A 23,900-nucleotide genomic window follows, 5' to 3' on the forward strand; every position below is an offset into this window, starting at 1 on the left:
ATTAAACACGGTCAATTATTTCATTGTCAGATTTAAAATATCTAACTTTTTTGCTCTCACCGTTACTCTCGATGAATTTAAATCCTACTTTATCTGCTTTATTAGTATTGGGATTATAATGAGCAACGTTTGAAATGTGAACTGGTGCTTCAAGAGTAACAATTCCACCCTTATTTTCTGGCTTCTGGGGATTTGGCTTGACATGTTTCTTAATCAAGTTTCCACCTTCAACTACAACGCCATTTTCAGTCACACGTAGGACTTTACCTCTAAGACCTTTACTTTTTCCGGCAATTATAACTACATCATCGCCTTTTTGAATACGTTTCATATCTAAATCCTTCTCACAAAACTTCTGCAGCCAGAGATATTATTTTCATAAATCTCTCTCGTAGCTCGCGAGTAACAGGGCCAAATATACGAGTACCTATTGGCTCGTTTTGGTTGTTTAATAGTACTGCAGCGTTACCATCGAAACGAATCAGAGATCCGTCGTCTCTACGAACGCCTTGCGCGGTCCTAACAACAACCGCTTTCATTACAGCACCTTTTTTCACTTTACTTCTTGGTATTGCATCTTTAATACTAACTTTGATTACATCACCTACACGTGCATATCTACGGTGCGACCCGCCAAGCACTTTAATACACATAACTTTACGTGCTCCGCTGTTGTCAGCCACTTCGAGCACTGTCTGCATTTGGATCATTTTCTACTCCAGCTCTGATTTCGACCAGAAAAAGGTTGCTGATTATATCAGGCCTTTTAGGGTTTTAAAAGTAAATCAACAGGGTTGATTAAGAAATTACTTCGACTAATACCCAGCTTTTTGTTTTAGAGAGTGGTCTTGACTCACGGATCTTCACTATATTACCAATTTTACATACTTGATTTTCATCATGAGCATGTAATTTAGCTCTACGTTTCAAAATTTTTCCATACTTTGGATGCTTAACAGAACGTTCAATCATCACAACTATGGTTTTATCCATTTTGTCGCTAACTACTTTTCCAACCATTGTTCTGGCATTTGATTCACTATTAGACATGTCACTTACCTGCCTTTTCAGTCAACATTGTTTTTACTCTTGCCACTGACTTACGCACCATGGTGATGAGATGTGTTTTATCTAGTGAGCCACTTGCTTTTTTCATTCGCAAATTGAGTTGTTCTTTACGCAATGAAAGCAGTTCATTTTGCAGTTCTTCTACTGATAAACCGCGTAATTCATCTATCTTTTTCATTACATCACCTTCCTTTCTTCAAATATAACTTTGAAAGGAAGTTTTGCTTTGGCCAGATCAAAAGCTTCCATCGCAAGCTCTCTGGATACACCTTCCATTTCAAATAAAACCTTACCAGGCTGTATTTGAGCAACCCAATATTCGACACTACCTTTACCTTTACCCTGTCTTACTTCAAGTGGCTTTTGAGTAATGGGCTTGTCTGGGAATACTCTAATCCAGATTTTACCGCCACGCTTAATGTGACGTGTCATTGCTCTACGAGCAGCTTCTATTTGTCGTGCAGTTAAACGACCACGCTCAAGAGCTTTTAAACCAAATTCACCAAAGCTGATGTTGCTACCGCGCAAGGCTAAACCTCTGTTACGGCCTTTCATCTGTTTTCGGTATTTTGTACGTTTAGGTTGTAACATGATTCTTAATCCTCACTCACTGGGCAACGTCAGAAGATCTTTTCTTTTGAGGGAGAATTTCACCCTTGAAGATCCAGACTTTTACACCAATAATACCGTAGGTAGTTTTAGACTCCGCTGTGCCGTAATCAATGTCTGCTCTGAAAGTATGTAAAGGAACTCGTCCTTCTCTATACCATTCGCTGCGCGCAATTTCTGCACCACCTAGTCTGCCACTAACGCAAATTTTAATTCCTTTCGCCCCTGCTTTAAGAGCAGAAGTTACCGCACGTTTCATAGCACGTCTAAACATAACACGCTGTTCTAATTGTTGTGCAATTCCTTCAGCAACCAAAGTTGAATCGAGCTCAGGTTTTTTAATTTCTTCAATATTAAGATGAACAGGAACACCTAATCTATTAGAAATTTCAGAACGTAATGTTTCAATACCACCACCTTTTTTACCGATGATCACACCAGGTCGTGCGGTCAGTATTGTAACTACAGCATTATTAGCAGGTCGCTCAATCAAAATTTTGCTTACAGCAGCTGCCATAAGTTTCTTTTTAAGCTCGGTACGTAATTTAATATCTTGAATTAAAAATTCAGCGTATTTTTTACCTGCGAACCATTTAGAGTTCCAGTCTTTAATAATACCAAGGCGTATACCTATAGGGTTAACTTTTTGTCCCATTGCTATTCCTCGTCAGACACTTTAATCGTGATATGGCAGGTACGTTTGCAAATTCGATTTGCCCGTCCTTTAGCTCTGGGACTAATACGTTTTAAAGTCATCGCTTCATCAACGCAGACCATACCTACTTTTAAATCATCAATATCTGCTCCATTATTATTTTCAGCGTTTGCAATGGCTGACTCTAATAATTTAAGCATTAATTGAGCACCTTTTTTTGGTGTAAACTTGAGGACATCAAGTGCACCTGATACTTTCATATTACGTATCATATCTGCTACCAATCTGCCCTTTTGAGCGGATAAGGGAGCACCTTTTAACTTTGCTGTAACTTCCATCATATCCTCTTATTTACCTTTAGCCTTTCTGTCACCAGAATGGCCTTTAAAAGTTCGAGTCATGGCAAACTCACCTAATTTATGACCAACCATATTATCAGTAATATATACAGGAATATGATCTTTGCCGTTATGAACAGCAATTGTTAAGTCAATCATTTCAGGAACGATTGTTGATCGTCTAGACCATGTTTTAATTGGTTTCTTAGATTTTGATTCAATTGCAGTCTCTACTTTGGCAATCAAATGATGGTCAACAAAAGGACCTTTTCTTATAGAACGAGCCACTTGATATCCTCTCAATAATTATTTCTTTTTACGTCTTCTGACAATAAAACTATCAGTACGCTTATTACTTCTGGTTTTATAACCTTTAGTAGGCATTCCCCATGGTGACACAGGATGACGTCCACCAGAAGTACGGCCTTCACCACCACCATGTGGATGGTCGACTGGGTTCATAGCTACCCCACGAACTGTTGGGCGAATACCTCTCCAGCGTTTAGCTCCAGCTTTACCTAATGCGCGTAAACTATGCTCACTATTACTTACTTCACCAATTACCGCTCTGCAAAGAACATGTATTTTACGCATTTCGCCTGAGCGAAGTCTTAATGTTGCATATATACCTTCTTTAGCAACAATTTGTCCGCTTGCTCCAGCACTTCTTAAAACCTGGGCACCTTTTCCTGGTTTCATTTCAACACAATGGATGGTGGTACCAACAGGAATATTTTTTAGTGGAAGGCAATTACCTGTACTAATAGGTGAATCAGCTCCACTTACCACAGTATCACCCGCTTTTAAATTAGCTGGGGCAATAATATATCTTCTTTCACCATCTTTATAAACAATTAAAGCTATCAAAGCGGTGCGATTTGGATCGTATTCAATACGCTCAACACGTGCTTCAATACCATCTTTATTACGTTTGAAGTCAATAATACGATATTGATTACGCTGACCACCACCGATATGTCTTACAGTGATTCTACCTTGGTTATTACGTCCACCGGTTTTCTTTAGTTTTTCAACTAAAGCAGCGTGTGGTTTTCCTTTATGAATATGGTGATGAACCACGCGTAGCTCGCCACGTTTTCCTGGCGAAGTAGGTTTAGATTTTAATAGTGCCATCTTAATCTGCCTTATTCGGTAGCTGTAAAGTCAATATCTTGATCAGCATGAAGAGTTACAAATGCCTTTTTCCAATCACTACGCTTGCCGCTTGTTTGTTTAAAACGCTTTGTTTTTCCCTTCACATTGATAACAGATACATTTTTAACTTTAACGTTAAATATATTCTCTACCGCCATTTTAATTTCATTTTTAGTTGCAGTTTTCAATACTTTGAAAGTGAACTGTTTCAGCTTATCAGCTATGACAGTAGCTTTTTCAGAAGTATGTGGTTCACGTAGAACCATCAACAATCTTTCAGCGTTCATTGTAACTGTTCCTCAATTTTTTTAATTGCAGCTTCTGTAACAACAACTTTCTCAAATTTGAGTAAAGAAACAGGATCTATAGTTGTAACGTCGCAGATGTCAAAATCAATTAAGTTTCTTGAACCAAAATATTCATTTTCACCAACTTCACTCATTACGATCAGCGCATTGTTGATGTTTAGCTGGCTCATTTTATTAACAAAATCTTTGGTTTTTTTGCTTTCGCATTGGAAATCACTTACTACAATAAGGTTACCAGTGCGGCAAAGTTCGGAGATTATACTACGTAATGCGCGTTTGTACATTTTTTTATTAATTTTTTGTGAATAATCTCTTTTTTTAGAAGCAAAAGTTACCCCACCGCTTCTCCAGAGAGGGCTTCGAATAGTACCAGCACGAGCACGACCAGTACCTTTTTGATTCCATGGCTTTTTACCGCCGCCTCTAACTTCAGATCGTGTTTTTTGAGCACTATTACCACTACGTGCGTTATTCATATAGGTTATAACGGCTTGGTGAATTAAGCCTTCATTATAACCATACGCAAATACTTCTTGGTTCAGTTTTAATTTTGAATTTGTATCTATAGTAGTAATTTCCATCACTCACCTCGAACTTGCTTTTTAACTGCAGGCTTAATCTCAACTTGTGAGCCAGGAGCACCAGGTATAGCACCTTTAATAAGAAGTAAATTTCTTTCAGCATCTACGCGCACTAATTCAAGGCTTTGAACAGTACAACGAACATTACCCATGTGACCAGCCATTTTCTTACCTTTAAATACACGTCCTGGAGTTTGGTTTTGACCAATAGAACCAGGCACACGATGCGATCTGGAGTTACCATGAGTAGCATCTTGTGTTCTAAAATTATATCTTTTAACCGTACCAGCGAAACCTTTACCTTTGGTAGTTCCAGCAACATCAACAAATTGGCCAGCAGTAAATACATCAGCTACTGATATCACCTGACCAGTTTTGAATGCTTCTTCTGAGTCAATTAAAAACTCAATACGCATGTCACCAGCTTCAATTTCAGCTTTTGCAAAGTGGCCAGTTAATGGTTTGTTAACTTTGCTTGCTTTTTTAGTACCACCAGTTAATTGAACAGCAGAGTAACCATCAGTTTCTTTGGTTTTAACTTGTGAGACTCTATTAGGGTGAACTTCAACAACAGAAACTGGAACAGAAACTCCATCTGCCATGAAGACCCGCGTCATACCGATTTTACGGCCTAATAAACCGATCATCATTCTAACACCTCTTTAATATCCTTCACCCTAACATTTAGTCATCAAGGCTTATCTGAACATCAACCCCAGCAGCCAGATCTAACTTCATCAACGCATCAACTGTTTTTTCAGTTGGATGAACGATAACGACCAGACGTTTGTGAGTACGTAATTCATATTGATCTCGAGCATCTTTATTAACATGCGGTGAAGTCAATACAGTAAATTTTTCCTTACGGACTGGCAATGGTATTGGCCCACGAACTTGTGCGCCAGTACGTTTTGCAGTCTCTACAATTTCTCGAGTTGATAAGTCAATCAACCGATGATCAAAGGATTTTAATCTTATTTTAATGTTTTGATTGCTACTCATTGTAATTACTCGATAATTTTAGCGACAACACCGGCGCCAACAGTACGGCCACCTTCCCGAATTGCGAAACGTAAACCTTCGTCCATCGCAATAGGTGCATGCAGGTTAATCGTCAATTGTACGTTATCACCTGGCATTACCATTTCTACTCCAGATGGCAAGTCACATGTACCTGTCACGTCTGTTGTTCTGAAATAAAACTGTGGTCTGTATCCATTGAAAAATGGAGTATGACGTCCACCTTCTTCTTTAGACAACACATATACTTCAGCTTCAAATTTTGTATGAGGCTTAATTGTTCCTGGCTTCGCTAATACTTGGCCGCGCTCAACTTCATCTCGCTTGGTTCCACGTAACAATACACCTACGTTATCTCCAGCTCGACCCTCATCCAACAACTTACGGAACATCTCAACACCTGTGCAAGTGGTTTTTTGAGTATCACGGATTCCCACAATCTCAATCTCTTCACCCACTTTCACTATTCCACTCTCTACACGGCCTGTTACTACTGTTCCGCGTCCAGAAATAGAAAATACGTCTTCAATCGGTAACAAAAATGCTTTATCAATGTTACGTACTGGCTCCGGTATGTAAGAGTCCATCGTCTCAACCAATTTCTCAATTGCTTTAACACCAATATCGCTCTCATCACCTTCCAACGCTTTCAGCGCAGAACCAACAACAATTGGAATATCATCGCCAGGGAAATCGTAACTGCTTAACAAGTCACGTACTTCCATTTCTACCAACTCTAATAACTCAGGATCATCAACCATGTCGGCTTTGTTCATGAACACAACAATGTAAGGAACACCAACTTGGCGTGATAACAAAATGTGCTCTCTAGTTTGTGGCATTGGACCATCAGCTGCTGATACTACAAGTATCGCTCCGTCCATTTGGGCCGCTCCAGTAATCATGTTCTTAACATAGTCAGCATGTCCTGGGCAATCAACGTGTGCATAGTGTCTGTTTGCTGATTCGTATTCTACGTGTGCTGTAGATATCGTAATACCACGCTCGCGTTCTTCGGGGGCCGCATCAATCTGATCATATGCTTTCGCCGTGCCACCAAACTTCTTCGCCATAATTGTGGTAATAGCCGCAGTTAATGTCGTCTTACCGTGGTCTACGTGACCAATCGTGCCAACATTTACGTGTGGCTTCTTACGCTCAAATTTTTCCTTCGCCATTTCAATAACCTCGTTAACTTTATTGTTTCTTAATAATTGCTTCAGCAATGTTATTTGGTGCTTCCGCGTACTTACTAAATTCCATTGTGTATGTTGCTCTTCCTTGCGTCGCAGAACGTAAATCGGTTGAATAACCAAACATCTCTGCTAATGGAACTTCAGCCCGAACAATTTTACCTGCTGGTGAATCTTCCATTCCTTGAACCAGACCGCGACGTCTGTTAAGGTCACCCATAACATCCCCCATGTAATCCTCAGGGGTTACGACTTCAACGCTCATTATAGGCTCAAGCAATACAGGTTTAGCTTTTAATGCACCTTGCTTGAAGCATTGTGAACCTGCGATTTTAAATGCCATCTCACTAGAATCCACTTCGTGGAATGAACCGTCAAACAACGTGACTTTAACATCCACTACTGGATATCCAGCAATAACGCCATTTTGCATCTGCTCTTGAACACCTTTATCAACAGCAGGTATGTATTCTTTAGGAATAACACCACCAACAATTGCGTTGATAAACTCATAACCTTTTCCAGGCTCTTGAGGTTCAATTTTCAGCCAAACGTGACCGTACTGTCCACGCCCACCTGATTGTCTTACAAACTTGCCTTCTTGCTCCACAGGTTGTTTCAATGTTTCGCGATAGGCAACTTGAGGCTTACCAACATTAGCTTCCACATTAAACTCTCGTTTCATGCGGTCAACAATAATTTCTAGATGAAGCTCACCCATACCTTCAATAATCGTTTGTCCAGATTCTTCGTCAGTATGAACTCTGAATGAAGGATCTTCTTGAGCCAACTTACCAAGGGCAATACCCATTTTTTCTTGATCGGCCTTAGTTTTTGGTTCTACAGCGACAGCAATTACAGGATCGGGAAAATCCATTCTTTCTAATATGACAACACTTTCAGTATCACATAAAGTATCACCAGTCATTACTGTTTTCAGTCCTACAGCTGCAGCAATATCACCAGCTCTTACTTCTTTGATTTCTTCACGTGAATTAGCATGCATCTGGAGTAAACGACCTATACGTTCTCTTTTGGCTTTTACTGAGTTATAAACAGTGTCACCACTTTTTAGAACACCAGAGTAAGTTCTAAAATAAGTTAAAGTACCAACGAATGGGTCAGTTGCGATTTTAAACGCCAAAGCAGAAAAAGGAGCATCATAACTTGTTTTACGAGAAGCTGGCTCACCATCTTCATCAACGCCTTGAACGTCAGGAATATCAGTTGGAGAAGGTAAATACTCAATTACTCCATCTAGTACTGCTTGTACGCCTTTATTTTTAAAGGCTGAACCACAAAAAACAGGGACAATTTGGTTGCTAATAGTCAATTGACGTAGCGCTGTCTTAATCTCTGCTTCAGTGAACTCTTGACCTTCAAGATACTTCTCCATGAGTTCTTCATTTGCTTCTGCAGCTGCTTCTATGAGTAGAGCACGGTATTCTTCACATTGTTCTTTGAGATCTGCAGGAACTTCTTTATATTGGAAAGTCATCCCTTTGTTTTCTTCATCCCAATGAATTGCTTTCATCTTAATAAGGTCAATAACACCTTTAAATTCTTCTTCAGCACCAATGGGTAATTGAACAACGACAGGATTTGAACCAAGTCTTTGCTTAATTTGGCTTACCACACGAAGGAAGTTTGCACCCATTCTATCCATCTTGTTGACGAACACAATTCGTGGTACACCATATTTATTTGCTTGGCGCCAAACTGTTTCAGACTGTGGTTCCACTCCAGATACTGAATCGAACACCACAACAGCACCATCGAGCACACGCAAAGACCGCTCGACTTCAATCATGAAGTCCACATGTCCTGGTGTATCAATGATATTAATACGATGTGGCTCGAACTGTTTGTCCATGCCAGACCAGTAGCACGTTGTTGCTGCTGAGGTAATGGTAATGCCGCGCTCTTGCTCCTGAACCATCCAGTCCATAGTTGCTGCACCGTCATGAACTTCACCAATTTTATGAGACATACCAGTATAGTACAGGACACGCTCTGTTGTTGTTGTTTTACCAGCATCAACGTGCGCTGCAATACCTATGTTTCTATATAACTTCAATGGAGTAGACACGGGATTACCTCTCTATTAGTTCCATCTAAAATGTGCAAATGCCTGGTTAGCTTTTGCCATCTTATGTGTATCTTCGCGTTTCTTCACTGCAGAACCTTTACTTTCGTAAGCATCCATAAGTTCTCCAGCCAAACGTAGCATCATACCCTTTTCACCACGAGTACGTGCTGCCTGTACAATCCAGCGCATTCCTAAAGCAATGCTTCTGTCCGTTCTAACTTCAACAGGGACTTGATATGTAGCGCCACCAACTCGGCGTGAACGAACTTCAACGCTTGGGCGTACATTATCTAAAGCATTTTCAAAATAACGAAGAACTGTTGCAGAACCAGTTGAACCTGATTCGCTTTCATCTTCATCTGTTTTTTTAAGTTTCTTTACGCGCTCTTCCATAACGGATAAAGCACCATAAATAATTTTTTCAGCAGTAGACTTCTTACCACTAACCATTAATACGTTGATAAATTTTGCTAATAACTCACTATGATGTTTAGGATCTGGCAAAATTTCTCTTTTGGGGACTTCTCTTCTTCTAGGCATTTCGATTTCCTACAATCAGTTATTTTTTATCTTTTGGTTTTTTAGTACCGTATTTTGAACGACCTTGTTTACGATCATTAACACCTGAGGTATCTAAGCTACCTCTTACAGTGTGATAACGCACACCAGGTAAATCTTTAACACGACCACCTCTAATTAGAACAACTGAGTGTTCCTGAAGGTTATGGCCTTCTCCACCAATGTATGATGAAACTTCAAATCCATTAGTTAACCGTACACGAGCAACCTTACGCATAGCTGAGTTAGGTTTTTTAGGTGTAGTAGTGTAAACGCGTGTACATACACCGCGTCTTTGTGGACATGATTCCAGTGCAGGCACGTTACTTTTCTTTTTTACGTCCACACGAGGCTTTCTTACTAACTGATTAATAGTAGCCATTTATACTTAACTCCGATCTGTCTCTTTTGATTATTTCGAATGCATAAGGAGGCCGGATTCTATATAGCTACGGCAGATTTGTCAAGTTTAATCTGCCGTTTTTCGAATCCGAACTAGTGTTCTTGATTGTCTGCGTTTAATGCTTCACTTAACGCATGCTCAACATCACTTGCAGTGACGGTATGCACTGGGTGCTCACCGGCTGCAGCCTTAGCTCTTTTTGCCTTACGGCTTTGATGGTATGCATAACCTGTTCCTGCAGGGATCAAGCGACCTACCATAACATTTTCTTTTAAACCACGTAAATCATCAACTTTACCACTTACAGCAGCTTCAGTTAAAACTCTTGTTGTTTCTTGGAACGAAGCAGCAGAGATAAATGACTCAGTTGCCAAAGAAGCCTTGGTAATACCTAACAATATAGGAGTACCTCGGGCTGGTTGTTTATCTTCAGCAATAAGCTTGTCATTTTCCTGCAACAAGACGCTTTCTTCAACTTGTTCACCGGCCAAGAATTTAGAATCCCCAGCAAAAGTAATAACTCTTTTACGTAGCATTTGTCGTACGATTACTTCGATGTGTTTATCATTAATTTTTACACCTTGTAAACGATATACGTCTTGAACTTCATTTACAATGTAATTCGCTAATGCACCAACGCCAAGTAAGCGCAATATATCATGAGGATTGAGCGCACCTTCAGCAATAATTTCACCGCGTTCAACATGCTCCCCTTCAAAGACAGAAATATGTCTCCATTTAGGTATCAATTCTTCATGACATTGATCTTCAGAAACATTAATAAGTAATCTTCTCTTACCTTTTGTTTCCTTACCAAAACTAACCATTCCTGAAACTTCAGCCATAACAGCTGAATCTTTAGGTTTACGCGCTTCGAATAAATCAGCTACTCGAGGCAGACCCCCGGTAATATCGCGAGTTTTAGAACGTTCTTGAGGAATACGTGCTATGACGTCTCCTATACCTACGTGACCGCCATCTTCGAAATTAACAATCGCATCTACTGGCAGATAGTATTGAGCAGGAACGTTGGTACCAGCAAGATAAATATCTTCCCCGTTTTCAGCGACGAGTTTTACCATCGGGCGTAAATCACGACCTGCTGCACTACGTTGTTTCGCATCGATAACTACGATGTTACTCAAGCCTGTTAGCTCATCTGTTTGTCGGTTCATGGTGATACCTTCAACCAAATCAACAAATTTCAGATATCCTGTTACCTCTGAAATAACTGGGTGAGTATGGGGATCCCAAGTAGCAATAACTTGCCCAGCTTCTACAGGTGAATTGTCATGAACTGAAATTACAGCGCCGTATGGCAACTTGTAACGTTCACGTTCACGCCCGAACTCATCAACAATGGTTACCTCACCGGAGCGAGATACAGCCACCAAGTTTTTGTTTTCGTGAGTAACTGTTTTAATGTTATGTAAACGAATAACCCCTTTCGTTTTAATCTGAATATTATTCGCTGCGGTCGCTCTAGAAGCAGCACCTCCAATATGGAAAGTACGCATTGTTAACTGGGTGCCGGGCTCTCCAATTGACTGAGCAGCTATAATACCTACAGCTTCACCTGTATTAACGAGATGGCCTCGGGCCAAATCACGGCCATAGCACTTAGCACACAATCCAAAACGGGTTTGGCAGGTAATCGGTGAGCGAACCATAATTTGATCCACACCTTGCTTTTCGAGTTTTTCAACCCATTCTTCATCCAATAAGGTACCCGCAGTAACAACAGGTTCACTTTGGTTAGGAATATAAACATCGGCAGCAACTACTCGTCCTAAAACGCGCTCATGTAACGGCTCAACGATATCCCCACCTTCAATCAGAGGTTGCATTAAAATACCAGTATCAACACCGCAATCATCTTCAGTAATCACTACGTCTTGAGCTACATCCACCAAACGTCGTGTCAAATAACCCGAGTTAGCAGTTTTTAACGCTGTATCTGCCAAACCTTTTCTAGCTCCGTGAGTCGAAATGAAATACTGGAATACGTTCAGACCTTCGCGGAAGTTAGCTGTAATTGGCGTTTCAATAATAGAGCCATCAGGTGCAGCCATCAATCCGCGCATACCTGCTAGCTGTCTTATTTGCGCTGCGGAACCCCGCGCTCCTGAATCAGCCATCATAAAGATTGGATTGAAGGATTCTTGTCGAACTTTATTCCCTTTGGCATCAATTGTTTCTTCTGTTGCTATTTTACTCATCATCGATTTAGCAACTAATTCGTTAGTTCTGGACCAAATATCGATTACTTTATTGTAACGTTCGCCATTGGTTACCAAACCAGATCGGAATTGTGATTCGATTTCACGAACTTCGTTATCTGCATGATCAATAATGCTGGCTTTGTCATCAGGTATTTCCATATCTTCAATACCAATTGATACACCAGAGCGAGTTGCATACTTAAAGCCTGTATACATAAGCTTATCAGCAAAAATAACCGTTTCCTTCAAACCAAAATTTCTATAGCAGGTATCTATGACTTTGGAAATGACTTTCTTGGTCATCGTACGGTTTATCTGAGCAAAGGTCATACCCTTAGGTAGCACTTCAGCAAGAATTGCTCGGCCAACAGTTGTTTCTACCAAATGGTGACCTTCACTATCTTCTTTTGGCATGCGGATTTTAATTTTAGCATGAATATCAAGATGACCTGACTCATAAAAGTTTTGTGCTTCTTGGGCACTAACAAAAATCTTCCCTTCACCTAAGGCATTAACTTTTTCACGAGTTAAGTAATATAAGCCTAATACAACGTCCTGGCTAGGTACAATAATTGGCTCACCACTCGCAGGTGATAAGATGTTGTTTGTAGACATCATTAATGAGCGAGCTTCCAATTGTGCCTCTAAAGTCAAGGGCACATGCACCGCCATTTGGTCACCGTCAAAGTCAGCGTTGTATGCAGTACATACTAATGGATGAAGTTGTATCGCTTTACCCTCAATAAGTACGGGTTCGAAGGCCTGTATACCTAATCTATGGAGAGTAGGAGCACGGTTTAGCAGGATAGGATGTTCACGAATTACATCATCTAATATATCCCAGACCACAGACTCTTCACGCTCTACCATTTTTTTGGCTGCTTTAATTGTTGTAGCTAAGCCTCTGAATTCAAGTTTACTGAATATGAATGGTTTAAATAACTCAAGAGCCATTTTCTTAGGGAGACCGCACTGATGCAGTTTCAAAGTCGGACCAACCACAATTACAGAACGACCTGAATAATCCACACGTTTACCTAACAGGTTTTGACGGAAACGACCTTGCTTTCCTTTAATCATATCAGCTAGCGATTTAAGGGGTCGCTTGTTGGTGCCCGTAATTGCACGGCCACGACGTCCATTATCGAGCAAAGCATCAACTGATTCCTGTAACATCCTCTTTTCATTACGAACAATAATATCTGGTGCGTTAAGATCCAAAAGACGTTTCAAACGGTTGTTTCGGTTAATGACACGTCGATATAAATCATTCAAATCAGATGTAGCAAAACGGCCACCATCTAGTGGTACCAATGGTCTTAAATCAGGTGGTAGCACAGGTAGGACATCCATAATCATCCACTCTGGCTTATTCCCAGACTCATAAAAAGCTTCGAGTAATTTTAATCTTTTGGTAATTTTTTTAATTTTGGTTTCAGAGTTGGTAGTTGGTAACTCTTCACGCAAATTCTTGATTTCATCTTCAAGATCAACTTGGCGGAGCAAATCACGAATAGCTTCGGCACCCATACGTGCATCAAACTCGTCACCATATTGTTCCATTGCATCAAGATACACTTCATCATTCAGCAATTGACCACGTTCCAACTCAGTCATTCCTGGGTCAACAACAACAAACGCTTCAAAATAAAGAACACGCTCAATATCACGCAAAGTCATATCCAGGAGTAAACCTATTCTGGAAGGTAACGACTTCAAAAACCAAATATGTGCAACTGGGCTTGCGAGCTCAATATGTCCCATACGTTCACGACGCACTTTTGCAAGCGCAAGCTCAACACCGCACTTTTCACAAATAACACCGCGATGTTTAAGACGCTTGTATTTTCCACATAAGCATTCGTAATCTTTTACTGGGCCAAAAGTTTTAGCACAAAACAACCCATCGCGTTCAGGTTTAAAGGTACGATAATTTATTGTTTCTGGTTTTTTTACTTCACCATATGACCATGAACGAATTAGCTCAGGAGAAGCCAACGCAATCTTAATTGCGTCGAACTCTTCACTTTGTCCCTGTTGCTTTAGGATGCCAAGCAAATCGCTCATCACAGGAGCTTTTCTCATTGGCTCATTCATTGGATCGTCGTTTAGAGTACTCAAGTCTATGCCTCCAAAAATTTGTTAATCAGTATGTATCGCTGAAAAAGTTAATCGTGTTCGAGTTCGATATCTATGCCCAATGCACGAATTTCTTTCAACAATACGTTGAAAGACTCAGGCATTCCTGGGTCCATACGATGATCGCCATCGACAATATTTTTGTAGATCTTTGTTCTACCTCCAACGTCATCTGATTTCACAGTCAACATTTCCTGTAATGTATAAGCTGCACCATAAGCTTCGAGAGCCCAAACCTCCATCTCCCCAAAGCGTTGTCCACCAAACTGTGCTTTACCACCTAATGGTTGTTGCGTTACTAGGCTATATGAGCCAGTTGAGCGAGCATGCATCTTATCATCAACTAAATGATTTAGTTTTAACATATACATGTAACCGACAGTTACCGGGTTATCAAATTTGCTTCCAGTTCGTCCGTCAGTCAAATAGGTTTTACCATCAGAAGACAAATCCGCCAGTTGCAGCATGCGTTTTATTTCTTCTTCAGAAGCACCATCAAAAACAGGTGTCGCCATAGGTACACCAGCACGTAGATTATCTGCCAATCTAAATATTTCTTCATCATTTAGACAATCTAAATGTACACGTTGTACGTCATCATGGTTGTATATCTTATTCAAGAACGACTTGATTTCAGCCGCATTTTGTTTTGTATCAAGCATCTGAGCAATTTTGTTACCCAAGCCTTTTGCAGCTAAACCAAGGTGGGTTTCGAGCACTTGTCCGATATTCATACGTGATGGTACGCCTAGCGGATTAAGAACGATGTCTACTGCTGTTCCATCTTCCATATGCGGCATGTCTTCAACAGGAACTACGATGGAGATAACCCCTTTGTTACCGTGACGACCTGCCATCTTATCGCCTGGTTGAATACGTCTTTTCACAGCAAGATACACTTTAACAATTTTTAACACGCCAGGAGCCAGATCATCGCCTTGAATGATTTTCTTACGACTGTCGTTAAAGCGCTTTTCCATTTCTTTAGACAACATTTCAAGTTGCTTTGAAAGCTGTTCTAATTGCTGGCTCGTTACATCGTTTTCAAGACGGATATCAAACCATTTATCTCTACCTATCTTATCAAGGTATTCTTGGTTTATTTTAGATCCTGGTTTCAGGTTTCCTGGGCCACCTGTTGCTACTTTATCGAGAACAATATTTGCTACGCGATGGTAGATATCTTCTTCACGAATACGTCGCTCATCAACTAAGTCTTTACGGACTCGCGCCAAATGTTCTTCCTCGATGCTTTTCGCACGGGCATCTTTTTCTAAGCCATCACGCGTAAATACTTGCACGTCAATGACAGTACCATTCATTCCTGATGGAACACGAAGTGAAGAATCCTTAACATCAGAAGCCTTTTCGCCAAAGATTGCTCTTAGTAGCTTCTCTTCAGGTGTTAATTGTGTTTCGCCCTTAGGAGTAACTTTTCCAACAAGAATATCGCCGGCTTTAACTTCAGCACCGATGTATACTACACCTGATTCATCCAAGTTAGAAAGAGCAGATTCACCTACATTAGGAATATCTGCAGTAATCTCTTCTGTACCTAATTTAGTATCACGGGCAATACACGTTAATTCTTCTATATGAATTGTTGTGAATCGATCATCTTGTACGATACGCTCGGATATAAGAATAGAGTCCTCGAAGTTATATCCATTCCATGGCATAAAAGCGACCAACAAGTTCTGACCTAAAGCCAGTTCGCCCATATCAGTACATGGACCATCGGCCAATATATCGCCTCTTTGGATGATATCACCTGTATTGACTATTGGACGTTGGTTAATACATGTATCCTGATTTGAGCGGAAGTATTTAGTCAGGTTATAAATATCAACGCCGGTTTCACCCGCGGTAGTCTCATCGTCATTAACACGGACCACAATACGAGATGCATCAACAAGATCAATTATCCCACCTCGTTTTGCTACTACTGAAACTCCCGAATCAGACGCTACAATACGCTCCATCCCAGTACCTACTAAAGGTTTTTCTGAGCGCAGGGTAGGCACTGCTTGTCGTTGCATGTTTGAACCCATTAAAGCACGGTTCGCGTCATCATGTTCTAGGAATGGAATCAAAGAAGCTGCCACAGACACAATCTGCTTCGGCGAAATATCCATGTAGTTGATATTATCGGGCGTAGTCAATGAAAATTCATTTTGATGTCTGCAAGGAACAAGATCAGCCAGTATGTTACCTTCTTTATCAAGTGCAACGCTTGATTGGGCGATGTATTGATCCACTTCTTCAATAGCTGAGAGATATTCAATATCATCAGTAACACGGCCATTAATTACTTTACGACATGGAGTTTCAATAAATCCATAATCATTTGTTCTAGCATATACAGACAGGGAGTTAATCAACCCAATGTTTGGACCTTCAGGAGTTTCAATAGGACATACTCTACCATAATGTGTAGTATGTACGTCACGTACCTCAAACCCTGCACGTTCACGTGTTAAACCACCTGGGCCTAGTGCAGAAACGCGTCGTTTGTGGGTAACACCGGATAATGGATTGACTTGATCCATAAATTGTGACAGCTGACTGGAACCGAAAAATTCTTTAATTGCTGCGGAAACGGGTTTTGCATTAATCAAGTCCTGCGGCATCAGATTTTCTGACTCAACCAAACTTAAACGTTCTTTAACGGCTCTTTCAACACGCACAAGACCCACTCTAAATTGATTTTCAGTCATTTCCCCGACACTACGAACCCTTCGGTTACCTAGATGGTCAATATCATCAACCATTCCAATACCGTTTCTTATGTCGATAAGGGTTTTGATAACTGACAAAATATCTTCTTTAGTCAAAGTGCCCGGACCGTCATCATTTTTTCTACCAACGCGTCGATTAAATTTCATTCTTCCAACTGCAGATAAGTCATACCGCTCATCGACAAAAAATAGATTTTTAAATAAAGCTTCGGCAGCCTCTTTAGTTGGTGGCTCGCCTGGACGCATCATACGGTAAATTTCAACAAGCGCCTCTAATTGACTTGAAGTAGGATCAATTTTAACTGTATCTGATATATATGAACCATGATCCAAATCATTGGTGTAAATCATATCAAATTCATGGAGTCCGTTAGAAGCCATTGCATCGAGCAACTCATCTGTAACTTCATCATTTGCTTGAGCAATAAACTCTCCGGTAGAGGTATCAATGATATTTCTGGCTAAAGTTTTACCTATTAGATAATCACGAGGCACAATCAGATCTTTCATCTGACTTTTTTCCATTAACTTGATATGACGTGCTGTAATTCTTCTACCTTGTTCGACAATTAATTCCCCTGTCTCAGGGACATGAATATCAAAAGAAGCAATTTCCCCGCGTAAACGTTGAGGGATAAGATCAATATGATATTCGCCATTTTTAAGATGGCAGCTGGTCATTTCAAAAAATTCGCTCAGAATATCTTCTGTTTCGTATCCTAAAGCTCTTAAAAGAATACTAACCGGTAATTTACGTCGTCTATCAATACGAACATAAACACAATCTTTTGGATCAAATTCAAAATCTAACCAAGAACCACGGTAGGGTATAATACGCGCGGAATATAACAACTTACCTGAAGAATGGGTTTTACCTTTATCGTGCTCAAATATCACACCAGGAGAACGATGTAACTGAGAAACTACTACCCGTTCAGTACCATTTACTACGAACGTGCCTACATCTGTCATTAAAGGTATTTCACCCATAAAAACGTCTTGTTCTCTAATATCTTTAATTGGCTTAGGTTCTTCGCTTGCGTCTTTATCCAAAACAACAAGTCTTATTTTAACCCTCAATGGTGCAGAATATGTTAGACCTCTTAATTTGCATTCACGAACATCGAATGCTGGTTCACCTAACTTATAACCAACATATTCTAATCGTGCATTGCCTGAAAAGCTTTCAATCGGAAATACAGAAGAAAATGCAGCATGCAATCCTGTATTAAAGTGTTCATTTGACTTGCTATCAGCCTGAAGGAAATCCCTGTAAGATTTGAGTTGAATTTCAAGCAGATTTGGTATTGCCATTTTATCGGCCTGCGTACCAAAGCTTTTGCGAAATCGTTTTTTCTCAGCATGCGAATATTGAGGTTTAGCTTCTGCAACGGCCATGGTGTTTCCTCTGTAAATTATTGATGACTTCAAACACGTAAACCCAGCCATGAAACCATGGCTGGGTTCTATCTCACTGATATAGCTTTATTATTTAACTTCTACTGAAGCACCAGCTTCTTCAAGTTCTTTCTTGATGTTAGCAGCTTCGTCTTTAGATACAGCTTCTTTAATTGTTGAAGGAGCACCTTCTACTAAATCTTTAGCTTCTTTCAAGCCAAGACCTGTAATACCACGAACTGCTTTAATAACGTTTACTTTGTTAGCACCAAAACTAGTCATAACAACGTTAAACTCAGTTTGTTCTTCAGCAGCGGCGGCAGCAGCAGCTGGAGCAGCAACTGCAACAGCAGCAGCGGCAGCAGAAACGTTAAATTTCTCTTCCATTGCTTCGATTAACTCAACAACTTCCATAACAGACATGTTTGCTATGGTTTCTAAAATATCATTTTTTGACACAGCCATTACTAGCTCCTGATTTAAAATTAATTTAACGATTAAATGTGACTTAACCTGCTTTTTTATCTTTTACCGCTGCTAAGGTTCTTACTAATTTAGCATGAGGCTCAGCAAGAGTTCTGACAAATTTCTCAACGGGCGCTTTCATCACGTACATTAACTTGGCGATTGCTTCATCACGAGTCGGTAAGCTAGCAACAGCATCAATTTGATCTGCTCTGTATACTTTTCCGCCTACTGATAATGCTCTAACCTCAAGTTTGTCGCATGTCTTAGTGAATTCTTTAAGTAGCCTTGCTGCATCACTAGGTGCTTCTAGTGATAAAGCAATGAATAACGGGCCGACAAGCAAGTCATTCAAGCACTCAAATTCAGTGTTTTTAAAGGCTCTTCTTGTCAAAGTATTTCTTACAACTCGAAGATAAACACCAGATTTACGTGCTTCACTACGTAAGTGCGTCATTTGATTAACAGTTAAACCACGATAATCAGCAACTACTGCCGAAATAGCCTTTGAGGCGACCGCAGTCACTTCTTCAACAACAGCTTTTTTTGCAGCTAAATTTAATGTCACGTTACTGACCTCCTAATTATACAAATCACAAGGATTTGCCAGTTATGGTGGCCGCCTCTTTCATTATGTTGGAGCCGGTTCACCGTCTGCGCAGGAAATTAAGCGTTAGCACCTGCGGTCTTCGACGGCATGGAACCAAATCTATGCCGTGAATTCCTAAAAATGGGTGGTTATATTACACAGGTATTGATGAAATATCAATAGCTATTCCAGGACCCATAGTTGTAGATAAAGATATTTTCTTTAAATATTGACCTTTAGATGAAGAAGGCTTCGCCTTTTTTAGATCATTAATTAAAGCAACTATATTTTCGATAATGTCTTCAGCCGCAAAATCTACTTTACCGACAGTACAATGGATAATACCGTTTTTGTCAGTTCTGTAACGTACTTGACCTGATTTAGCATCTTTAACTGCAGCCTCAACGTTTGTTGTAACAGTTCCAACTTTTGGATTTGGCATTAAGCCTCTTGGGCCTAAAATCTGGCCTAATTGGCCGACGATACGCATAGCATCTGGTGTTGCAATAACAACATCGAAATCCATTGCGCCACCTTTAATCTTTTCAGCAAGATCTTCAAATCCAACGATATCAGCACCAGCATCTTTTGCCTTGGTCGCGTTGTCACCTTGTGCAAAAACGGCAACACGCACAACTTTACCAGTACCTTTAGGTAAGTTAGTTGATGAACGAACTACTTGATCTGATTTACGAGGATCAACACCCAAGTTAACACTAATATCTAAACTTTCACGAAATTTAGCTGAAGCAAATTGTTTCAAAAGATTAATTGCTTCACTAGCGCTATATAAATGATTTGTCTTGATTGTCTCTAAAATCTTTTTTTGTTTCTTCGATACTCTTGGCATGGCATCCCCCTTACTCTAAGCCTTCAACGTCAATACCCATACTGCGAGCAGTACCTGCAATACTTCTAACCGCTGCTGCTAAGCTGGCTGCAGTTAAATCAGGTTCTTTAATCTTCGCAATTTCTTCAAGTTGTTTGACGTTAAGTTTGGCCACTTTTTTAGTGTTAGGCGTACCACTTCCACTTTGAATACCCGCAGCCTTTTTCAGAAGAACTGAAGCCGGTGGTGTCTTAGTAATGAAGGTAAAACTACGATCACTATAAACAGTGATTACAACTGGTGTCGGTAACCCTTGTTCCATTTGTTGTGTTGCAGCGTTAAAGGCTTTACAAAATTCCATAATGTTAACACCACGTTGACCCAAAGCTGGACCTACTGGTGGACTTGGATTAGCTTTACCTGCTGGAATTTGCAACTTTATATATGCTTCTACTTTTTTTGCCATCTTTACTCCTTATGGGTCATACGCTAGTTTTTTTTAAAAAAGGATGAATATACTTTTTTAATTTCTAGCTCCCCTTTTTACACAAAATAGCCCTGGATAACTCTTATCTAAACTTGGTGTTTATTAAGGGTTATCCAGGGCACCTTAGCGAACTAAGTTTTCTCTACTTGACTAAATTCAAGTTCAACCGGAGTAGAACGTCCAAAAATCAGTACGGCTACTCTTAATCTGTTTTTCTCATAATTGACTTCCTCTACTACACCATTGAAGTCAACGAATGGACCTTCTTTAACTCGAACCACTTCGCCTGGTTCGAATAGAATCTTCGGTCTAGGTTTAGTAACACCATCTTCAACACGTTGCATAATCGCCTGAGCTTCTTTATCAGTAATAGGTGTAGGAGTCTGACTGGTCCCACCAATAAAACCTAGTACTCTTGGGATTGCTCTTATCATATGCCATGTTTGATCTTCCATAACCATGTTCACTAACACATAGCCAGGAAAAAACTTACGAGTGCTTTTGCGTTTTTGACCTGAACGCATTTCAACAACTTCTTCTGAGGGCACAACAACTTCACCAATTTTATCTTCCAAATTATGGTGTTGTGCACGAGATTTAATTTCGCGCATGACGAAATTCTCGTAACCTGAATAGGCATGTACAACGTACCATTGTTTCGATTTGTGTTCTTCCACCGAATTCACCCTAAATGCGTTATTTTAGCAATTGCCCACATCATCGCTGAATCGACGCCCCAGAGTATAAATCCGGTTACGGCAACCATAACAATAACAATCGTTGTTGTCTGTATCGTTTCTTGGCGGGTTGGCCAAACGACCTTTAACAATTCAACTTTTGATTCTTGAGCAAATTTAAATACTTGTTTACCTACAGAAGTCAGGTAGGCAAGAAATAATGTCAGCAACAACCATGCAAGCCATATTATTGACTGAATGGGACCTGAAAAAGTATAGTGATATGTACAAAAAAAAGCTGCTGCAGTTATAAGAACTACAGACATCCATGAAAGTATATTTTTAGTAGTACTTTGATTTTCGTTAGAACTTTTCATATTCACTTGTAAGTTGGCAGGCCAGGAGGGAATCGAACCCCCAACCTGCGGTTTTGGAGACCGCCACTCTGCCAATTGAGCTACTGGCCTAAATTAATTGGCATGAATCAGATATTCATGCCAACACAATTTAACTTTATTACTCGATAATTTTCGCAACAACACCGGCGCCAACAGTACGGCCACCTTCCCGAATTGCGAAACGTAAACCTTCGTCCATCGCAATAGGTGCATGCAGGTTAATCGTCAATTGTACGTTATCACCTGGCATTACCATTTCTACTCCAGATGGCAAGTCACATGTACCTGTCACGTCTGTTGTTCTGAAATAAAACTGTGGTCTGTATCCATTGAAAAATGGAGTATGACGTCCACCTTCTTCTTTAGACAACACATATACTTCAGCTTCAAATTTTGTATGAGGCTTAATTGTTCCTGGCTTCGCTAATACTTGGCCGCGCTCAACTTCATCTCGCTTGGTTCCACGTAACAATACACCTACGTTATCTCCAGCTCGACCCTCATCCAACAACTTACGGAACATCTCAACACCTGTGCAAGTGGTTTTTTGAGTATCACGGATTCCCACAATCTCAATCTCTTCACCCACTTTCACTATTCCACTCTCTACACGGCCTGTTACTACTGTTCCGCGTCCAGAAATAGAAAATACGTCTTCAATCGGTAACAAAAATGCTTTATCAATGTTACGTACTGGCTCCGGTATGTAAGAGTCCATCGTCTCAACCAATTTCTCAATTGCTTTAACACCAATATCGCTCTCATCACCTTCCAACGCTTTCAGCGCAGAACCAACAACAATTGGAATATCATCGCCAGGGAAATCGTAACTGCTTAACAAGTCACGTACTTCCATTTCTACCAACTCTAATAACTCAGGATCATCAACCATGTCGGCTTTGTTCATGAACACAACAATGTAAGGAACACCAACTTGGCGTGATAACAAAATGTGCTCTCTAGTTTGTGGCATTGGACCATCAGCTGCTGATACTACAAGTATCGCTCCGTCCATTTGGGCCGCTCCAGTAATCATGTTCTTAACATAGTCAGCATGTCCTGGGCAATCAACGTGTGCATAGTGTCTGTTTGCTGATTCGTATTCTACGTGTGCTGTAGATATCGTAATACCACGCTCGCGTTCTTCGGGGGCCGCATCAATCTGATCATATGCTTTCGCCGTGCCACCAAACTTCTTCGCCATAATTGTGGTAATAGCCGCAGTTAATGTCGTCTTACCGTGGTCTACGTGACCAATCGTGCCAACATTTACGTGTGGCTTCTTACGCTCAAATTTTTCCTTCGCCATTGGAAAGTCTCCCCATTTGCTAAATTGACATTATGGTGCCCACAACTGGACTCGAACCAACGACCTCTTCCTTACCAAGGAAGTGCTCTACCGCCTGAGCTATGTGGGCTTATATTAGCTTGCAGATTCATACGAACAAGCAAATATTTCTATTTTCTAATATTTTGGAGCGGGTGATGGGAATCGAACCCACGCTATCAGCTTGGAAGGCTGAAGTTCTACCATTGAACTACACCCGCTTATCCTTCTTTTTAACTGGTGGAGGGGGAAGGATTCGAACCTTCGAAGGCAGAGCCGTCAGATTTACAGTCTGATCCCTTTGACCGCTCGGGAACCCCTCCAAAAAGAACGCTATTGTCTTTTAAGATGAATAGAATGTCAACATTTTGTTAACGGCCAACCTATTTATGATGGTGCTGGCACCAGGAATCGAACCCGGGACCTACTGATTACAAGTCAGTTGCTCTACCAACTGAGCTACGCCAGCATATTCGCTTTTCCCTGCTTTTGCAGGATTTAGTGATAATTTCTCTGACTATCACTTAAATAAAACCCTGGCGATGACCTACTTTCACATGAGGAAACCTCACACTATCATTGGCGCGGTCTCGTTTCACTTCTGAGTTCGAGATGGGATCAGGTGGTTCCAAGACGCTATGGTCGCCAGGAAAA

The 23,900-nt window shown here is 40.5% G+C and carries 26 protein-coding genes, 5 tRNA genes and 1 rRNA gene; all 32 read right to left on the reverse strand.

The features are described from left to right. Position 1: 1 nt before the first annotated feature. Positions 2-331 (reverse strand): 50S ribosomal protein L24, encoded by a 330-nt coding sequence (gene rplX, locus ACWTE2_RS16310; protein ID WP_182391659.1) that lies wholly within the window; start codon positions 329-331, stop codon positions 2-4. Positions 332-344: 13 nt separating this feature from the next. Next, positions 345-710, reverse strand: coding sequence for a 50S ribosomal protein L14 (gene rplN / locus ACWTE2_RS16315; RefSeq protein WP_006872243.1), 366 nt, complete (start codon positions 708-710; stop codon positions 345-347). Between the two features lie 88 nt (positions 711-798). After that, on the reverse strand, positions 799-1,050 hold the full coding sequence (gene rpsQ, locus ACWTE2_RS16320) for a 30S ribosomal protein S17 (protein WP_182391660.1): 252 nt from the start codon (positions 1,048-1,050) through the stop codon (positions 799-801). 1 nt (position 1,051) lies between these two features. Further along, positions 1,052-1,246, reverse strand: a complete 195-nt coding sequence (gene rpmC / locus ACWTE2_RS16325) for a 50S ribosomal protein L29 (RefSeq protein ID WP_019233368.1) — start codon at positions 1,244-1,246, stop codon at positions 1,052-1,054. Then, on the reverse strand, positions 1,246-1,659 hold the full coding sequence (gene rplP / locus ACWTE2_RS16330; RefSeq protein WP_003633085.1) for a 50S ribosomal protein L16: 414 nt from the start codon (positions 1,657-1,659) through the stop codon (positions 1,246-1,248). The genes rpmC and rplP overlap by 1 nt, the downstream gene beginning before the upstream one ends. A gap of 16 nt (positions 1,660-1,675) precedes the next feature. Further along, positions 1,676-2,332, reverse strand: a complete 657-nt coding sequence (gene rpsC, locus ACWTE2_RS16335) for a 30S ribosomal protein S3 (protein WP_182391661.1) — start codon at positions 2,330-2,332, stop codon at positions 1,676-1,678. A 2-nt stretch (positions 2,333-2,334) separates the two neighbouring features. Beyond that, a complete protein-coding gene (gene rplV / locus ACWTE2_RS16340) occupies positions 2,335-2,670 on the reverse strand; it encodes a 50S ribosomal protein L22 (RefSeq protein WP_003633087.1) in 336 nt (111 codons plus the stop codon). 9 nt (positions 2,671-2,679) lie between these two features. After that, positions 2,680-2,958 (reverse strand): 30S ribosomal protein S19, encoded by a 279-nt coding sequence (gene rpsS / locus ACWTE2_RS16345; protein WP_182391662.1) that lies wholly within the window; start codon positions 2,956-2,958, stop codon positions 2,680-2,682. 18 nt (positions 2,959-2,976) lie between these two features. Further along, on the reverse strand, positions 2,977-3,804 hold the full coding sequence (rplB, locus tag ACWTE2_RS16350; RefSeq protein ID WP_454786155.1) for a 50S ribosomal protein L2: 828 nt from the start codon (positions 3,802-3,804) through the stop codon (positions 2,977-2,979). Positions 3,805-3,815: 11 nt separating this feature from the next. Continuing rightward, complete coding sequence (gene rplW, locus ACWTE2_RS16355; protein WP_019233364.1) at positions 3,816-4,112, reverse strand: 50S ribosomal protein L23; 297 nt, start codon at positions 4,110-4,112, stop codon at positions 3,816-3,818. After that, positions 4,109-4,714, reverse strand: a complete 606-nt coding sequence (rplD, locus tag ACWTE2_RS16360; RefSeq protein WP_454786156.1) for a 50S ribosomal protein L4 — start codon at positions 4,712-4,714, stop codon at positions 4,109-4,111. The genes rplW and rplD overlap by 4 nt, the downstream gene beginning before the upstream one ends. Continuing rightward, entirely contained in the window at positions 4,714-5,364 is a 651-nt protein-coding gene (gene rplC, locus ACWTE2_RS16365) for a 50S ribosomal protein L3 (protein ID WP_182391665.1), read from the reverse strand. The genes rplD and rplC overlap by 1 nt, the downstream gene beginning before the upstream one ends. Before the next feature lie 34 nt (positions 5,365-5,398). Continuing rightward, positions 5,399-5,716 (reverse strand): 30S ribosomal protein S10, encoded by a 318-nt coding sequence (rpsJ, locus tag ACWTE2_RS16370; RefSeq protein WP_010654833.1) that lies wholly within the window; start codon positions 5,714-5,716, stop codon positions 5,399-5,401. A 5-nt stretch (positions 5,717-5,721) separates the two neighbouring features. Continuing rightward, positions 5,722-6,912 (reverse strand): elongation factor Tu, encoded by a 1,191-nt coding sequence (gene tuf / locus ACWTE2_RS16375; protein ID WP_182391666.1) that lies wholly within the window; start codon positions 6,910-6,912, stop codon positions 5,722-5,724. 19 nt (positions 6,913-6,931) lie between these two features. Then, positions 6,932-9,016 (reverse strand): elongation factor G, encoded by a 2,085-nt coding sequence (fusA, locus tag ACWTE2_RS16380; protein ID WP_454786157.1) that lies wholly within the window; start codon positions 9,014-9,016, stop codon positions 6,932-6,934. Positions 9,017-9,031: 15 nt separating this feature from the next. Continuing rightward, positions 9,032-9,556 carry a 30S ribosomal protein S7 gene (rpsG, locus tag ACWTE2_RS16385; RefSeq protein WP_182391668.1) on the reverse strand — a complete coding sequence of 175 codons (525 nt, stop codon included), beginning with the start codon at positions 9,554-9,556 and terminating at the stop codon, positions 9,032-9,034. A 19-nt stretch (positions 9,557-9,575) separates the two neighbouring features. Continuing rightward, entirely contained in the window at positions 9,576-9,956 is a 381-nt protein-coding gene (rpsL, locus tag ACWTE2_RS16390; RefSeq protein WP_010654837.1) for a 30S ribosomal protein S12, read from the reverse strand. 113 nt (positions 9,957-10,069) lie between these two features. Further along, positions 10,070-14,266: a DNA-directed RNA polymerase subunit beta' gene (gene rpoC, locus ACWTE2_RS16395; RefSeq protein ID WP_454786165.1), complete on the reverse strand. Its 4,197-nt coding sequence runs from the start codon at positions 14,264-14,266 to the stop codon at positions 10,070-10,072. A 101-nt stretch (positions 14,267-14,367) separates the two neighbouring features. Beyond that, complete coding sequence (gene rpoB / locus ACWTE2_RS16400; RefSeq protein ID WP_182391669.1) at positions 14,368-18,474, reverse strand: DNA-directed RNA polymerase subunit beta; 4,107 nt, start codon at positions 18,472-18,474, stop codon at positions 14,368-14,370. A gap of 90 nt (positions 18,475-18,564) precedes the next feature. Continuing rightward, a complete protein-coding gene (gene rplL / locus ACWTE2_RS16405) occupies positions 18,565-18,939 on the reverse strand; it encodes a 50S ribosomal protein L7/L12 (RefSeq protein WP_182391670.1) in 375 nt (124 codons plus the stop codon). A 43-nt stretch (positions 18,940-18,982) separates the two neighbouring features. Then, positions 18,983-19,507 (reverse strand): 50S ribosomal protein L10, encoded by a 525-nt coding sequence (rplJ, locus tag ACWTE2_RS16410; RefSeq protein WP_182391671.1) that lies wholly within the window; start codon positions 19,505-19,507, stop codon positions 18,983-18,985. Between the two features lie 175 nt (positions 19,508-19,682). Next, on the reverse strand, positions 19,683-20,378 hold the full coding sequence (gene rplA / locus ACWTE2_RS16415) for a 50S ribosomal protein L1 (RefSeq protein WP_182391672.1): 696 nt from the start codon (positions 20,376-20,378) through the stop codon (positions 19,683-19,685). Between the two features lie 10 nt (positions 20,379-20,388). Beyond that, positions 20,389-20,823 carry a 50S ribosomal protein L11 gene (gene rplK / locus ACWTE2_RS16420; RefSeq protein WP_010654844.1) on the reverse strand — a complete coding sequence of 145 codons (435 nt, stop codon included), beginning with the start codon at positions 20,821-20,823 and terminating at the stop codon, positions 20,389-20,391. Positions 20,824-20,975: 152 nt separating this feature from the next. Further along, entirely contained in the window at positions 20,976-21,521 is a 546-nt protein-coding gene (gene nusG, locus ACWTE2_RS16425; protein WP_182393711.1) for a transcription termination/antitermination protein NusG, read from the reverse strand. Positions 21,522-21,526: 5 nt separating this feature from the next. Beyond that, positions 21,527-21,898 carry a preprotein translocase subunit SecE gene (gene secE / locus ACWTE2_RS16430; RefSeq protein ID WP_182391673.1) on the reverse strand — a complete coding sequence of 124 codons (372 nt, stop codon included), beginning with the start codon at positions 21,896-21,898 and terminating at the stop codon, positions 21,527-21,529. A 14-nt stretch (positions 21,899-21,912) separates the two neighbouring features. Then, positions 21,913-21,988, reverse strand: a tRNA-Trp gene (locus ACWTE2_RS16435). A 49-nt stretch (positions 21,989-22,037) separates the two neighbouring features. After that, complete coding sequence (gene tuf / locus ACWTE2_RS16440; RefSeq protein ID WP_182391666.1) at positions 22,038-23,228, reverse strand: elongation factor Tu; 1,191 nt, start codon at positions 23,226-23,228, stop codon at positions 22,038-22,040. Positions 23,229-23,261: 33 nt separating this feature from the next. Further along, a tRNA-Thr gene (locus ACWTE2_RS16445) sits at positions 23,262-23,337 on the reverse strand. 56 nt (positions 23,338-23,393) lie between these two features. Then, a tRNA-Gly gene (locus tag ACWTE2_RS16450) sits at positions 23,394-23,467 on the reverse strand. Positions 23,468-23,484: 17 nt separating this feature from the next. Further along, positions 23,485-23,569: transfer RNA gene (locus ACWTE2_RS16455), tRNA-Tyr, on the reverse strand. 70 nt (positions 23,570-23,639) lie between these two features. Next, positions 23,640-23,715, reverse strand: a tRNA-Thr gene (locus ACWTE2_RS16460). Positions 23,716-23,780: 65 nt separating this feature from the next. Further along, a 5S ribosomal RNA gene (gene rrf / locus ACWTE2_RS16465) occupies positions 23,781-23,896 on the reverse strand. Positions 23,897-23,900 lie beyond the last annotated feature (4 nt).

Source organism: Legionella nigrisilvae (assembly GCF_977063395.2).